13 protein-coding genes and 1 rRNA gene (1 of these 14 cut by a window edge) are annotated in these 13,899 nt (G+C 39.3%); 4 read left to right on the top strand and 10 right to left on the bottom strand.

Annotation, left to right across the window (positions count from 1 at the left end; translation table 11 throughout):
- From JNUCC76_RS00695 to JNUCC76_RS00675, 5 genes are all read right to left on the bottom strand, one after another.
- Positions 1 to 1,115 (bottom strand): 16S ribosomal RNA (locus JNUCC76_RS00695); it reaches 436 nt to the left of the window's first position.
- A gap of 197 nt (positions 1,116 to 1,312) precedes the next feature.
- Positions 1,313 to 1,435 (bottom strand): hypothetical protein, encoded by a 123-nt coding sequence (locus JNUCC76_RS00690; protein ID WP_454154417.1) that lies wholly within the window; start codon positions 1,433 to 1,435, stop codon positions 1,313 to 1,315.
- 216 nt (positions 1,436 to 1,651) lie between these two features.
- Positions 1,652 to 3,058 carry a cysteine--tRNA ligase gene (cysS, locus tag JNUCC76_RS00685; RefSeq protein ID WP_454155020.1) on the bottom strand — a complete coding sequence of 469 codons (1,407 nt, stop codon included), beginning with the start codon at positions 3,056 to 3,058 and terminating at the stop codon, positions 1,652 to 1,654.
- A 141-nt stretch (positions 3,059 to 3,199) separates the two neighbouring features.
- A complete protein-coding gene (gene gltX / locus JNUCC76_RS00680) occupies positions 3,200 to 4,696 on the bottom strand; it encodes a glutamate--tRNA ligase (RefSeq protein WP_260355222.1) in 1,497 nt (498 codons plus the stop codon).
- Positions 4,697 to 4,794: 98 nt separating this feature from the next.
- The gene (locus JNUCC76_RS00675) at positions 4,795 to 5,379 is read right to left on the bottom strand and encodes a TetR/AcrR family transcriptional regulator (protein WP_454155018.1); all 585 of its coding nucleotides are present in this window, start codon (positions 5,377 to 5,379) and stop codon (positions 4,795 to 4,797) included.
- A 133-nt stretch (positions 5,380 to 5,512) separates the two neighbouring features.
- On the opposite strand from JNUCC76_RS00675, the gene JNUCC76_RS00670 reads away from it, so the two are divergent.
- Complete coding sequence (locus tag JNUCC76_RS00670) at positions 5,513 to 6,751, top strand: YhgE/Pip domain-containing protein (RefSeq protein ID WP_454155017.1); 1,239 nt, start codon at positions 5,513 to 5,515, stop codon at positions 6,749 to 6,751.
- 43 nt (positions 6,752 to 6,794) lie between these two features.
- Here the strand turns inward: JNUCC76_RS00670 and JNUCC76_RS00665 are convergent, their stop codons facing one another.
- Genes JNUCC76_RS00665 through JNUCC76_RS00655 form a run of 3 tightly spaced genes read right to left on the bottom strand, consistent with a single transcriptional unit; the run spans position 6,795 to position 9,129 of the window.
- Entirely contained in the window at positions 6,795 to 7,169 is a 375-nt protein-coding gene (locus JNUCC76_RS00665; protein WP_454155015.1) for a hypothetical protein, read from the bottom strand.
- 2 nt (positions 7,170 to 7,171) lie between these two features.
- The gene (radA, locus tag JNUCC76_RS00660; RefSeq protein ID WP_454156498.1) at positions 7,172 to 8,542 is read right to left on the bottom strand and encodes a DNA repair protein RadA; all 1,371 of its coding nucleotides are present in this window, start codon (positions 8,540 to 8,542) and stop codon (positions 7,172 to 7,174) included.
- Positions 8,543 to 8,589: 47 nt separating this feature from the next.
- A complete protein-coding gene (locus JNUCC76_RS00655; RefSeq protein ID WP_454155013.1) occupies positions 8,590 to 9,129 on the bottom strand; it encodes a dCTP deaminase/dUTPase family protein in 540 nt (179 codons plus the stop codon).
- 231 nt (positions 9,130 to 9,360) lie between these two features.
- Between JNUCC76_RS00655 and JNUCC76_RS00650 the strand changes: the two genes are divergently transcribed.
- From JNUCC76_RS00650 to JNUCC76_RS00640, 3 genes are all read left to right on the top strand, one after another.
- On the top strand, positions 9,361 to 9,642 hold the full coding sequence (locus JNUCC76_RS00650; protein WP_454155011.1) for a GNAT family N-acetyltransferase: 282 nt from the start codon (positions 9,361 to 9,363) through the stop codon (positions 9,640 to 9,642).
- A complete protein-coding gene (gene rpiA / locus JNUCC76_RS00645; RefSeq protein WP_129531596.1) occupies positions 9,639 to 10,325 on the top strand; it encodes a ribose-5-phosphate isomerase RpiA in 687 nt (228 codons plus the stop codon). The genes JNUCC76_RS00650 and rpiA overlap by 4 nt, the downstream gene beginning before the upstream one ends.
- Before the next feature lie 115 nt (positions 10,326 to 10,440).
- Positions 10,441 to 11,871, top strand: a complete 1,431-nt coding sequence (locus tag JNUCC76_RS00640; protein ID WP_454155009.1) for an aspartate ammonia-lyase — start codon at positions 10,441 to 10,443, stop codon at positions 11,869 to 11,871.
- Positions 11,872 to 11,898: 27 nt separating this feature from the next.
- Here the strand turns inward: JNUCC76_RS00640 and JNUCC76_RS00635 are convergent, their stop codons facing one another.
- Positions 11,899 to 12,837 carry a DUF1810 family protein gene (locus JNUCC76_RS00635; RefSeq protein WP_454155007.1) on the bottom strand — a complete coding sequence of 313 codons (939 nt, stop codon included), beginning with the start codon at positions 12,835 to 12,837 and terminating at the stop codon, positions 11,899 to 11,901.
- 12 nt (positions 12,838 to 12,849) lie between these two features.
- Positions 12,850 to 13,842, bottom strand: a complete 993-nt coding sequence (locus tag JNUCC76_RS00630; protein ID WP_454155005.1) for a nucleoid-associated protein — start codon at positions 13,840 to 13,842, stop codon at positions 12,850 to 12,852.
- Positions 13,843 to 13,899 lie beyond the last annotated feature (57 nt).

The following is a 13,899-nucleotide window of genomic DNA, read 5'->3' as shown; positions in this document are numbered from 1 at the left end:
CTCGTTGCGGGACTTAACCCAACATCTCACGACACGAGCTGACGACGACCATGCACCACCTGTCACTTTGTCTCCGAAGAGAACACTTCTATCTCTAAAAGCTTCAAAGGATGTCAAGACCTGGTAAGGTTCTTCGCGTTGCTTCGAATTAAACCACATGCTCCACCGCTTGTGCGGGTCCCCGTCAATTCCTTTGAGTTTCAACCTTGCGGTCGTACTCCCCAGGCGGAACACTTAATGCGTTAGCTTCGGCACTAAGAGGCGGAAACCTCCTAACACCTAGTGTTCATCGTTTACGGTGTGGACTACCAGGGTATCTAATCCTGTTTGCTACCCACACTTTCGAGCCTCAACGTCAGTTGCAGTCCAGTAAGCCGCCTTCGCCACTGGTGTTCTTCCATATATCTACGCATTCCACCGCTACACATGGAGTTCCACTTACCTCTACTGCACTCAAGTTAACCAGTTTCCAATGCCATTCCGGAGTTGAGCTCCGGGCTTTCACATCAGACTTAATAAACCGTCTGCGCTCGCTTTACGCCCAATAAATCCGGATAACGCTCGGGACATACGTATTACCGCGGCTGCTGGCACGTATTTAGCCGTCCCTTTCTGGTATGGTACCGTCAAACTAAAATCATTTCCTATTCTAGCTGTTCTTCCCATACAACAGTGCTTTACGACCCGAAAGCCTTCATCACACACGCGGCGTTGCTCCATCAGGCTTTCGCCCATTGTGGAAGATTCCCTACTGCAGCCTCCCGTAGGAGTTTGGGCCGTGTCTCAGTCCCAATGTGGCCGATCAGTCTCTCAACTCGGCTATGCATCATTGTCTTGGTAGGCCTTTACCCCACCAACTAACTAATGCACCGCGGATCCATCTCTAGGTGACGCCGAAGCGCCTTTTAACTTTATGTCATGCGACACTAAGTTTTATTCGGTATTAGCATCTGTTTCCAAATGTTATCCCCAGCCTTGAGGCAGGTTGTCCACGTGTTACTCACCCGTTCGCCACTCACTTGAAAGGTGCAAGCACCTTTCGCTGTGCGTTCGACTTGCATGTATTAGGCACGCCGCCAGCGTTCATCCTGAGCCAGGATCAAACTCTCAATTTGAAAATTTGAAGATTGCTCTTCGATTAAACTGACTATCTTTCGCTATATCTCTATAACGTAATCCGTTTATTGTTTGTTACGAATTGACTTCGCAAATTTGTTTTTGTTACTTTACGTAACAGCCACAGATTCGTTTGTTCAAAGTTTTGTTCAGTTTTCAATGTGCTACTCGTTGTCGCTGAGACAACTATATTATCTTACCACGCTCGTTTAGCTTTGTCAACTACTTCTTTTAAGAAGTTTTTCTCGACTTCACTACCTTCACGCTCTCGCTCCCCTTGCTTCGCAACGCTTTGCGTCGTTTCGCTCCGTTGGAACATATACTAATATACCAACTTTATCCTCCCTCGTCAACTACTTCTTTTACTTCTTTTTTACTTTCCTTTACCCGTTCGCTTTTTATCCCTTTTTACCCCCTTTCTCCCATTCCTTATTCGCTTTATCCCCCCCTTCTTTATCCCTTTCCTCTTTTTTGTTCCCTCTCCCTTTACCTTTACTTAATAAATAAAAAAGCTATCAGCAAGCTGATAGTTTTTTTATTTGTGCCAACGTTGGCCTTGTGGTGTATCTTCTACAAATATACCGACTTCTTTTAACTGATTACGTAACAAGTCTGATTCTTCAAAATCATGCGACTCACGAGCTAATACACGTTTATCCAATAATTCACGTTGCTTCGTTGTAAGTTCTTCGTTACCATCCAATCCCTCAATACCAAATACAGATAGTAAATCGGCAGTTGTTTCTAATAAACGCTGAACAGTATCAACTTTTACAGTATTACGCTCAGTGTAGGTATTCCCTATACTAACAAGTTCAAAAATAGCTGCAAGCGCGTTAGGTGTATTAAAGTCATCATCCATCGCCTGGTCAAACGCTGTCTTTTGCGCTTCAATCAGTGTCTCAACGTCTTCATCCCCGCCAGGTTCCGATGTCTCCACTCGAAACATCAAATTTCTATAAGCTGTACGGATGCGTTCTAATTCTAAACGTGCTTGTTCTAAAGTATTTGCTTCATAGTTAATTGCTCGCCGATACTGCGTTGTGGTCAATAAGTATCGAATGACCATTGGATCATCATAAGTCGTTAGCATGTCATGTAGAGTTGTAAAATTACCAAGAGATTTTGACATCTTTTCATTATCAACATTAACAAATCCATTATGCATCCAATAATTAACAAACTTTTGTCCCGTTCTAGCCTCAGATTGCGCAATTTCATTTGTGTGATGTGGAAATGCTAAATCAATACCGCCACCGTGGATATCAATTGTATTCGCCAAGTACTTTTGCGCCATAACCGAGCACTCTATATGCCAGCCCGGACGACCATTTCCCCATGGAGACGACCATGAGATAACCCCTTCCCGTGGTTCATTCTTCCAAACAGCAAAATCAATCGGATCCTCTTTACGAATAGTCTCCTCATCATTCAAACGACCAGCAGCATTGGCTTCCATTTCTGCCAAATCCTGATGAGCTAAAATACCATAGCCCTTGAATTTCTTAGCACGGAAGTAAACATCCCCTTCGGACTCATATGCATAGCCTTTATCAATGAGATCTTTTACGAATTCGATGATCTCTGGGATAACTTCCGTTGCACGTGAACGCACCGTGGCAGGTTTAATATTCAACGGCAGAGTGTCTTCATCAAAGGCATCAGCATACTTATTAGCAATCTCTAGTTCAGAAACGCCTTCTTCTTGCGCACGATTAATAATTTTGTCGTCCACATCAGTAAAATTCGAAACGTAATTAACTTCATAACCACGATATTCAAAATAGCGACGCACTGTGTCAAAAGCAATGGCTGAGCGAGCATTTCCAATATGGATATAGTTATATACCGTAGGGCCACAAACATACATGTTTATTTTGCCAGCAGTAATTGGCTTAAAAACTTCTTTTTCACGTGATAACGTGTTGTAGACGTAGATCATAGTTTGCTCCCTTTATACATAGAAAAATTATTATTACTTAGTATTATACATGAGCTGAAAACATTTTGGCATTATTCCTCAGTACGAAGGGATACTCAAAATCATAATAAAAACGCCGAGCATTTCTCGACGTTTAAATACCTATGCTAAATATTTTTCTTTCACATCACGCATTGTCTTCAGAACAGTGTTCTTATCCAACAATGTCAACATTTCTGGTAAATTAGGTCCCTGGACTTCGTGAGTAGTCATAATACGAATAGGATTCCATAAGTTACGGCCTTTAATTTCTAAGTCGTTTTGAATCGCACGAATTGTACTCATATAGTCGGCCGGTGTTGCATCAGTCGGCAAGGATTCATATGCTGATTCCCACGCAGCTGCCACTTTACGACCATCTTCTGAAGTCAAGTATTCAACCATTTCATCTGTTATATCGCTCAACTCAAAGAAAGGTTTGCGAACTAGCTCAACAATTTGACGCGTATATGATATACCATCAACGCCAGCGACTTTAATAACTTCTGACAACCACTTTTTCTTATCAGTAGCATCATCTGCAGATATCAAATGAGCATCGACAAGCTCTTGAATAAGTTGTGGCATAACAGCGTCCGTATCACGACGCATCCATTGGTTGTTGACCCATTCTAATTTCTTTTGATCGAACTTAGCATTCGCTTTGCTCAAACGCTTTTCATCAAACATTTCTTTGAACTCTGACAAACTAAAGATTTCATCTTCACCCTTTGGTGACCAGCCCAGCAAACCAATAAAATTAACCATAGCTTGTGGTTGGTAGCCTAATTCCTTGTATTGTTCAACGAACTGCAAGAGATTTTCATCACGTTTAGACAATTTCTTACCAGTTTCTCCATTGATAATTAAAGCCATGTGTCCAAACTTTGGCACATCCCATCCCAAGGCCTCATAAATCATGATTTGCTTTGGTGTATTTGAGACATGATCGTCTCCGCGAAGAACATGGGAAATTTTCATCAAGTGGTCATCAACGACAACTGCGAAATTATAAGTTGGCATGCCATCAGCTTTTTGAATGACCCAATCACCACCAACTTCTTTAGCACCAATTTCAATATGTCCTTTAACAATATCATCCCAAGCGTATACCTTTTCTTCTGGCACACGGAAACGTACTACTGGCTTTAATCCTTGTGCTTCAAATTCAGCATATTTGGCTTCACGCTCTTCGTTAGTCAAACCTTCATATTCATAAACATAATGTGGCGCCTGCTTAGCTGCTTGTTGCGCTTCACGTTCAGAGGCGAGCTGTTCTGATGTTTTGTACGACTTGTACGCTTGCCCACTAGCCAATAATGCATCGATAAATTCTTGATAAATACCCTGTTCATTACGTTCTGATTGACGATAGGGTCCATAAACGCCTGGTTTGTCTGGACTTTCATCCCAGTCTAAACCTAGCCAAGCCAAATTTTCAAGTTGTGATTTTTCGCCATCAGCAATATTACGTGCTGAGTCAGTATCCTCAATACGAATAACGAATGTGCCATTGTAGTGGCGCGCAAATAACCAATTAAAAATAGCAGTTCGTGCATTCCCTATGTGCAAATGTCCAGTTGGTGACGGCGCATAGCGAACACGTATGTCTTCTGTCATGAATCAATAATCTCCTATGTATGGTATTTAGTACCGTTTTGTCTAGATACTAGTATACAACACTCATGATACTAATTTCCAATCACTACACTGTGTTTTTAAGGACGTAAACTTTTTGCAAAAAAGCGAATTTGCTTTTCGTAGAAATTTTCTTGATCAGTAATTAACTCAGGATTGTTGAAACGTATAACTGTCATAAAATACCCAAAATTTAGCCATATTATGTTCATGGCAGCTGCTTCAATATTAATCGTTTTCTTTATTTTATGTTGCTGTCTCATTTCGGAAAAGTACTGCAACAAAGTTTGCTTGAAATTAATTTCTATCTCTTCCACAGCATGACTGACGTTTGGCATTCTAAAAGATTCCTGAACACCCATCACAACAACTGCTTGATGTTTCTCCTGAAACTCTTGAAAGGCTTTTGACATATTAATCAAATCAATCTCAACATCACCCGTCAGAGATACATCATCAAATATCGTTTGCAAATCTGCCAAATGGCGATTGATTATTGCAGATAACATTCCCTCTTTATCTTTGAATTTTCTAAAGATAGTACTTGGGTTAACATTTGCTGCTTCTGCAATTTTGTTGATTGTTGTAGACTGATAACCTACTTGAACTAATAACGTCGTAAACGCATTTAAAATCAAATCGTATTTTGATAGTTGTTTGGACATATTTCGTACCTCTTCTTAGTTATATTATCATATTCTCTTTTGAAAGACAGACTATTTTTATTATGCACGCAATCACTTGCATGCAAAACAAATAAGTGCTACTCTATTGTCAGCAAAAGAAAAGGGGTTCCACATGAGTTTCAAAAAATTTATTGTTAGCAAGGGTGTCCTCGGGGCGCTCATTATCGTGCTATTTTACGGATTACTGATGGTTGGCATTTATTTTTCTGGGTATAAAGTCGTACCTAGCAAAATAAACCAATTACCAGTTGCCATTGTCAACCAAGATAAAGACAGTGCCACATTAAAAAAACAACTTAAAAAAAGCTTGCCATTCAAACACGTCAAAACTGATTTGAATATGAAACAAGCTAAAAGTCAATTGAACGATCGCAAAGTTTATTTGATTATTAATATTCCAAAAGATTTCAATGCCAACCTCAAGAAAATGGATGGTCAATCTAAAGGTGAACTTAAGTTTTATATCAATTACGCCAATCCTATGACATCAGTTTCATCCATGGAATCTGTTGCCAAGTCAGTCGGTAATCATGTTCAAAAAAGTGTTTTACTGCAGCAAAGCAAAGGGATTCTAACTGCCGCTGAATTATCACAATTAGAATCAGAAACAAAATCATTAATCACAGCTAATCCAACACAAAAAGACGCTATTTTACAAAAAGCTGAACAAACAAAAAGCACTGCTACAGCGAAAATAAATCAAACCTATGCAAACGTTGCTAATTCATACAATTACAGCATTGTAAAAATGAATAAAGCACCTTCTGGTATGCAACATAGCATGGCTCCATTCTTTATGTCACTAGCTTTCTATATTGGTTCCATGATTGGCGCCATGTTAATTGTCAGTGCATACAAGTCATTTTCCCCATTAATAGGTCGCTGGAAAGCATATACTTATACGGAGATCGCCATTATCTTAATTTCAATGATAGCACCATTGTTAATTGTTGGACTAAGCAAAAGTATGCTTCATTTTGATAGTAATACCTATTGGCAACTGTGGGTTAACCATTCTATTGAGTTATTTGCAGCATTGAACGTCAACCTAATCTTTTCATTGATTCTTGGGCAACTTGGTATTATGATCAATATGCCTTTCATGCTGACTCAAGTCGTTTCAGGGGCTGGTCTCATTCCGCGCCCAATCCTGCCTGATTTTTTCAAGGCCATTAGTAATATTTCTCCTTGTTTTTATTCAATTCGCGCAGATTACAACATTCTATACGGCGGCAATAGCACACACACCCTTTGGTTGCAACTTCTGACCATTGGCATCGTAGCTATTATCATTCACCTAGTTATTGTTGCTTTCCAAAAAAAGCGCGCACGGCTAGTACAACCTTCATAATAAAAAAGGACCTTTCTAGGAAGGCCCTTTTTTGTTTAGCTATTTAAAAATGTTTACCTAAATGGCTTTTTGTTTGGTCACTGGCACGTATTTTATCATGGGCGTAGTAATGCCCAGTTTCATCGACTTGTTTTAAAAGCTGCCAAAGTAGTTGTCCCCATTTCCATGATAACCAGCCAACCATCCCCGTAACTAATACCGAAAAGAATACCAAAATCATTGCTATCCATTCTAGTTGTTCGAAAACAATTCCCATCAAAAAGAACGTGACTGCTGCTCCGATAAGCAAAAACAGCAATAATGTACAAAATATCATTACCCCGACAAAAAAACGTACGCTGTAAGCTTTCCCTTTCTCAACATGTTCATAGAGAGCACTATTGATGTCAGCCAACCCTGTTAATAAATGCTCTGACATGATCATTCTCCTAAGGCAATTTTTAGCGCCTCACTTAACGTTGTTACTCCAATAACTTGAATACCATGAGGTAATTCAACACCATTTAAATTGTTTTTAGGAACAATAGCACGCTTAAAGCCTAATTTTTTAGCTTCTTTTAATCGCCCTTCAATATCTGCTACGCTACGGACTTCACCAGTTAGACCAATTTCGCCAACAAAGACATCACTTGGCCTTGATTCTTTATCATGATATGAACTAGCCAGAGCAACAGCGATTGCTAAATCAATTGCTGGTTCATCAAGTTTCACGCCACCTGCTGCCTTTAAATACGCATCTTGATTTTGTAATAATAAGTTAGCGCGTTTTTCTAATACTGCCATAATCAATGACACACGATTTCTATCGAGTCCTGCTGCTGTACGCTGTGCATTACCAAATACGGTCGGCGTTACTAGGGCTTGTAATTCAACCAGAATAGGTCGTGATCCTTCTAACGCGACCACAATCGCTGATCCAGTGGCACCAGATAAGCGTTCTTCTAAGAAAATCTCAGAGGGATTAGCCACTTCTATCAAACCGCCATTACGCATTTCAAAAATGCCTAATTCATTCGTTGCGCCAAACCGGTTTTTAACCGCACGCAGAATTCGATACTTATAATTACTATCTCCCTCAAAGTACAATACTGTATCGACCATGTGCTCCAAAATTTTGGGTCCCGCTATGGCGCCATCTTTAGTCACATGCCCTACTATAAATATCGAAATATTATTAGTCTTAGCGATTTGCAACAGATCGGCTGTCACTTCTCGAATTTGTGATACTGATCCAACAGCCGATGAGACATCAGGTTCCTGCATGGTTTGTACCGAGTCAATAACAACAAAATTCGGTTGTAATTCCTCAATCTGCTTTTTCACGGCCGTCATATCCGTTTCCGGATATAAATAAAACTCATCGTGTCCAACACCTAAGCGGTCGGCACGCAATTTCACTTGTGTGGCAGACTCTTCGCCGGTTACATATAGTACCCGACCTTCTTGAGCCAGTTGTCCAGATACTTGAAGTAGTAATGTTGACTTACCGATACCAGGATCACCACCAATCAAAACCATGGAACCTGGGACAACACCACCACCTAAAACTCGGTTTAGTTCTTTAAGCTTAGTTGCCACGCGCGGTGTCTCTTCAGATGTAATCTCGTTTATTTTTTCAACTTTAGCATTGCGTCCATCTAGACTCACACGACTTTTACGATCATTTGATTCTGGTTGGATTTTTTCTTCAACAAGCGTGCCCCATTCACCACAATTTGAGCAGCGTCCCAAATACCGCGCCGAAACAAAACCGCAGTTGGAACATATAAATTGTGTTTTTATTTTAGCGATATCCTAGTCCTTTCATTTAATTCGTTCTAACATAATGATAAAAGCTATTATTGCCCTGTTGAACCAAAGCCACCCTTACGATCTGACTTTTCCACAGCATCATCGCCATCAGCTAATAAATAGGGCAAAAATATGCCTTGACCGATGCGCTCACCTTTTTTAATATGAGCATCTTTAAGGCCAAAATTAATAAACTGAAAGAAAATTTCCCCTTCATTGCTTTCATTATTATAGTAATCAGCATCTACGATACCAACTGCATTAGGCATCATTATACGCTTTTTAATAGGTCCACTTGAACGCGAAACAAGTTGCAAGTATTCACCTTCCCCCATGTAAGCTTTTATACCCGTTGGAATAAGTACCGGTTTGAGTATATTTTGTAAATCTTCATTATCACGTAGCTTTGAAAGTTTTCCAAGCGATAAAATATTGAGTCCCTTGAAAAAATTATTACTCAAAACGCTAGGGATAGTGATATCCACTGCGGCTTCAAAATCATAACCTGCTGCTTGTTGTGTGCTGCGCTTTGGAACGTTAATATTCTCGTCAGCATATTTGCTAACAATCTCAAATCCACGTGTCATAATAAGTACACCTCTTCATAAATAGTTTATCCCTTATTATACGATATATCGTCCTTATTTAAAAAAATATACATTAAATTATAAAATGTTAGATGGTTTAAAAATGGTCAGAACAAGTAGCACAGACCAGCACAAATTATGTTAGTATCATAGGTAAATAGTAAATTTTCACCTACTCAATTAAATATCGCTAATCATTATGCTGTTATAATAAAACGAGAGGAAATTATTATGGAATTCCAACACGAAAATGGTCGTTATTTCTTGGAAAAAAACGGCAAAGCTATCGCTCAGATTACTTATACAGTAATCAACGACGGGCAAACCTATTCAATTAATTCAACCGTAGTGGACCCATCTCTACGTGGGCAAGGTGTTGCTAAACAATTGCTAGACACGATTGTTGCTGATGCGCGTGCCAAAAACATGACAATAAAACCCGTCTGTCCTTATGTAAAAGAAGCATTTTTACGTTACCCCGACATTTATCAGGAGATTGAATACAAATCATGAGTTCATCACAGGATTTACAAAAAATTATTGCAGGTCGCCGCGCCGCCGACTTTGTTCAGGACGGTATGGTAGTGGGCATTGGCTCTGGATCGACAATTGCTCAAGTCATTACCGCTTTAGGTGAACGCGTAGCCAATGAAAATTTAAAAATCGTCGGCGTCCCTACTTCTGAAAAGACAAGGCGCAATGCTGCAAAACTAGGAATCCCTATGTACAACGTTGATGATGTCGATAAAATTGATCTTACAATTGATGGAGCTGACCAAATTTCGGATGATTTCTCAGCCATCAAAGGTGGCGGAGCCGCGCTTTTATGGGAAAAGATCGTTGCGTTTAACTCTCGTGAGAATATCTGGGTTGTGGACAGTAGCAAACGTGTACCCAAACTAAATCAGTATTTGCCAGTCGAAATTATTCCATATGGATCTGACCAATTATTTAAACGCTTTACTGCCGATGGGTTCCATCCTACTTGGCGTTTAGATCAAAATGGCAACCCTGTACGTACAGATTCAGCAAATTACCTCATTGATCTGCATGTTCCCGTTATCGAAAATCCACGTGATTTAGGTCAAGAATTAATTAATATGGTCGGTGTTGTAGAGCACGGTCTGTTCACTGATGTTGTTAACCGGGTAGTCATTGGTAGTGATGATGGCGTTGAAATTATTGAAGCACCTTAAAGGGTGCTTTTTTCTAATTAAGAAAGAAAAAATGGTGTCATAAAACTTAACAAATAAAATTGGTATAGTTATTTTTTGCGGTAAAATATTCTCATAACCAGTAAGGAGAAGCAATATGCGCACAGAATCAGATTCACTTGGCCAAATCAACGTACCCAAAGATGTCTACTACGGGGCACACACTCAACGTGCGCTAAATAACTTTCCAATTTCAAAAGAAACAACCCATCCAGAAATCATTCGAGCCTTTTTAGAAATTAAACAGGCCGCGGCACAAACAAATGCTACATCTGGTAATCTAGATCGTGCCGTTGCTAAACATATTGTTGATGCAACAAAAATTTTGTTAAGTCAGCCAATCGATCTTACAATGTTTCCAATTAGTGACGTTCAAGGTGGTGCTGGTACAAGTACCAACATGAACGTCAATGAAGTTGTTGCTAATACAGCTCTTGAGCAGGTTGGCCGTGCACGTGGTGAATATGACTATGTTAACCCAAATGACCACGTTAATATGGGTCAGAGTACCAATGATACTTATCCTAGCGCAGGAAAAATTGCTCTTATCCGACTACTCGAACCACTTTTTTCAGAATTAACATTATTGGTAGACGCTCTTGGTAACAAAGCCGACGAGTTTTCAACAACTTACAAAATGGGTCGTACACAGCTACAAGATGCTGTGCCCATGACCTTAGGAAATACCTTCCATGCTTGGTTAAAACCACTTCGTCGGGATTTTAAACGTATCGAAGCTGCCCGCAATGAGCTGTACACATTAAATCTGGGCGGATCAGCTATTGGTTCTGGTATTAACGTGAGTTATCATTATCAAGTGCACATTGTCCCTAACTTAGCTAGCATAACTGGGCTTCCACTTGAGCAAGCCCACGATTTATTTGATGCAACATCAAACTTGGATTCCTATGTTGCCTTGTCTGGTTCATTAAAAAACTTAGCAGTTAATCTATCTAAAATGTCTAATGATTTACGCTTACTCAGCTCTGGCCCACGTTCGGGATTACATGAGATTAACTTACCTTCAAAGCAAGCCGGTTCATCGATTATGCCTGGTAAAGTTAATCCGGTCATTCCAGAAGTTGTGAACCAAGTTGCATTTGAAATGATTGGCTTTGATACCACTGTTACGGCAGCAAGCGAAGCTGGTCAATTGGAATTAAATGCATTTGAGCCCATCATTTTCAAAAGCTTAATCACTGGAATCGAACATCTACAACAAGCCATGAACACTTTACGCATCAATGGTATTGATGGTATTACAGTAAACAAAAATCGTCTTTCACAAGATATTGATTTGTCAGTGAGTTTTGCAACTGCAATGGCTCCTATGATTGGTTACAAAGAAGCTGCTAAAATCGCTAAAGAATCCCTTCGTACAGGTAAATCTTTGCGTGAAGTTGCTGAAAAGAAAAATAAGTTTACAGAAACTGAATTAGCACATATTTTTAAAGTTGAAGATATTGTTATCAATGCGCGTACACCTGAACATGGTCTTGTTCTCCACGCACCGAAAACGACAGCATAAATAAAAAGGACAATTTCGTTGTCCTTTTTATTTGTTCAATAAGTCCAATGTTGGTTGGTGTAAATCACCATTAAAAAATTTTACTAATGCTTTTTGATATAAGTCAGGCGTTTCAGAAACTTGAGCAAACAACGTTAAGCTAGCCTGCAATTTTTTAGAATCAACTTCTCCAAATATAGCAACTGGATCTGATGATTCTATTGCTAAAATAGTTTGCAAAGTTTTTTCCAACCGTCTACGCAACTCATCATCGGCTAGATATTCACGTGCTTCTTGCATACCCTTAATGCCGTAATATATTGCCCGTTCACTAGTCCCTAGTCCTCGGAGTTGTGGTAATACAAACCACATCCAATGCGTTTTCTTTTGTCCAGCAGATAATTCAGCAATGGCATCATCATAGGTATTCACATCAGTAATACGACCATCTTGAGCATCCAGGAAACGTTGCAATTCACTATTGATTGTTAACATTTGTACTTGACCAGCTTTTTTGAACTGACGATATGCCTGATATACTGCACGACCAGAAAATGTCAGATGTATATGATCAATCGTCTTCGATGCCATCCACTTTTTTCCGTCAATCTCTGTATCATCTATCGTATCTAGCTCTTCTGACCATTTTGTGAGCAAAAATACATTGGTATATAACTTCACACGATCACCATTCGGATATTGTGTGCGATAATTAGCACCTGAAACAGAGCCAATCAATTGCAAATCTTTTGCATTAGCACGAATACCTGACTCTTCCAAAGCTTCTCGGGCTGCATTTTCTTGCCATGACATTTCTGGTTCAATATAACCACCTGGAAAGGCCCAACCATCAAAATCACGGTTATAAATCATCAATAGTTCACCTTTTGGATTGGCAATGACCACATCTATCGTAGGCATTACGAGCTCAAAGTCGTGACCAATTTTTTCACGAATTTTAGCAACATAAGAATCTTGATAAGGCATTATTTTCTCCTTCTAAACATTGAACTTATTTAATATTGATTCGATATCTTTAATCATTAAGGTAATCGTACCGTCAGCGTTATTTACAAATTCAACTTTACTCAAATCTTGATAAACATGAACCGGAATCGAAATTTCAATTCCTGAATCAAGCTTAAATTTTTGTGTTCGATACTTTTTCTCATACTTCTCGGAATTAACAACCGAAACTTCCGTTGGCAATGATTTCTCAGTCAGCTTTTCTTGATATTCTTGTTTAGCTGTGACGTTATCACCAAAAACCTTTTCTGCAATAACATCCGTACTAATACTACCCGTCTCTGCTAAACTATTGTAAATCACTTCCTGCGTTGCAGCGAGTACCTCATGTTCTGGCTCGTCATATTTTTCAGCAATATTTTTAATTGTACGCTTAATGACTTGGATATTTTCTTTTGCTGAAATTTCAGGCTTTATTTCCAAAAAATTTTCTGAAAAATAAGGCACACGATGTCCATCAATCAGTTGTTTCTTTTCCAACAATTGATAGCTACCATCATCGACATTTACCAAAATGGCTTCATCAACTGTTTGCGTTGCAGCCGGTAAAATTGACTGATTAAGCACCAAATTATTCACCATCTGATCATCTTCGTACTCTACTGCGTGAGCATAACGAGCGCCGAAGTTGAGCTTGATTAATCCAAAGATTGACCCTTCATCAATTGTAGCCTGAAAACTTAACAAATCACCAGCTGGAATAGACTCACTAGCAGAAATCGTATCAAATAATTTAGTGGCCAATTGTGTCGTTAATTCCGGAAAATCCGATTGCTTAATCATATTGTCCAGATAACTATCTGGCAACAAATGCCCTGTCTTGATGTCACCTTTGTAGATTTTATTAACCAGCTTTTCAATATATTCATGAACGCCAACATTGTCGACGTTCATTTCTCCTTGCGATGCAATGAGACTACCTGTATTCGTGTCCAGTATATGGAGAATTGCATGTTGAATAATCATGGAGACGTCCTTTAGTTTAATGAATTCATTATACCATGCTAAATAAATTGTTCATTG

The sequence above is a fragment of the Leuconostoc sp. JNUCC 76 genome (assembly GCF_053667755.1).
Note: the sequence above shows the minus strand (reverse complement) of the source record. Positions and strands in the feature narration are given on the sequence as shown.

Coding starts and splice junctions, on each gene's coding strand:
- JNUCC76_RS00690 (WP_454154417.1), bottom strand. CDS start 1,435: ATGTTCCAACGGAGCGAAACGACGCAAAGCGTTGCGAAGCAAGGGGAG.
- cysS (WP_454155020.1), bottom strand. CDS start 3,058: ATGATCTACGTCTACAACACGTTATCACGTGAAAAAGAAGTTTTTAAG.
- gltX (WP_260355222.1), bottom strand. CDS start 4,696: ATGACAGAAGACATACGTGTTCGCTATGCGCCGTCACCAACTGGACAT.
- JNUCC76_RS00675 (WP_454155018.1), bottom strand. CDS start 5,379: ATGTCCAAACAACTATCAAAATACGATTTGATTTTAAATGCGTTTACG.
- JNUCC76_RS00670 (WP_454155017.1), top strand. CDS start 5,513: ATGAGTTTCAAAAAATTTATTGTTAGCAAGGGTGTCCTCGGGGCGCTC.
- JNUCC76_RS00665 (WP_454155015.1), bottom strand. CDS start 7,169: ATGTCAGAGCATTTATTAACAGGGTTGGCTGACATCAATAGTGCTCTC.
- JNUCC76_RS00655 (WP_454155013.1), bottom strand. CDS start 9,129: ATGACACGTGGATTTGAGATTGTTAGCAAATATGCTGACGAGAATATT.
- JNUCC76_RS00650 (WP_454155011.1), top strand. CDS start 9,361: ATGGAATTCCAACACGAAAATGGTCGTTATTTCTTGGAAAAAAACGGC.
- rpiA (WP_129531596.1), top strand. CDS start 9,639: ATGAGTTCATCACAGGATTTACAAAAAATTATTGCAGGTCGCCGCGCC.
- JNUCC76_RS00640 (WP_454155009.1), top strand. CDS start 10,441: ATGCGCACAGAATCAGATTCACTTGGCCAAATCAACGTACCCAAAGAT.
- JNUCC76_RS00635 (WP_454155007.1), bottom strand. CDS start 12,837: ATGCCTTATCAAGATTCTTATGTTGCTAAAATTCGTGAAAAAATTGGT.
- JNUCC76_RS00630 (WP_454155005.1), bottom strand. CDS start 13,842: ATGATTATTCAACATGCAATTCTCCATATACTGGACACGAATACAGGT.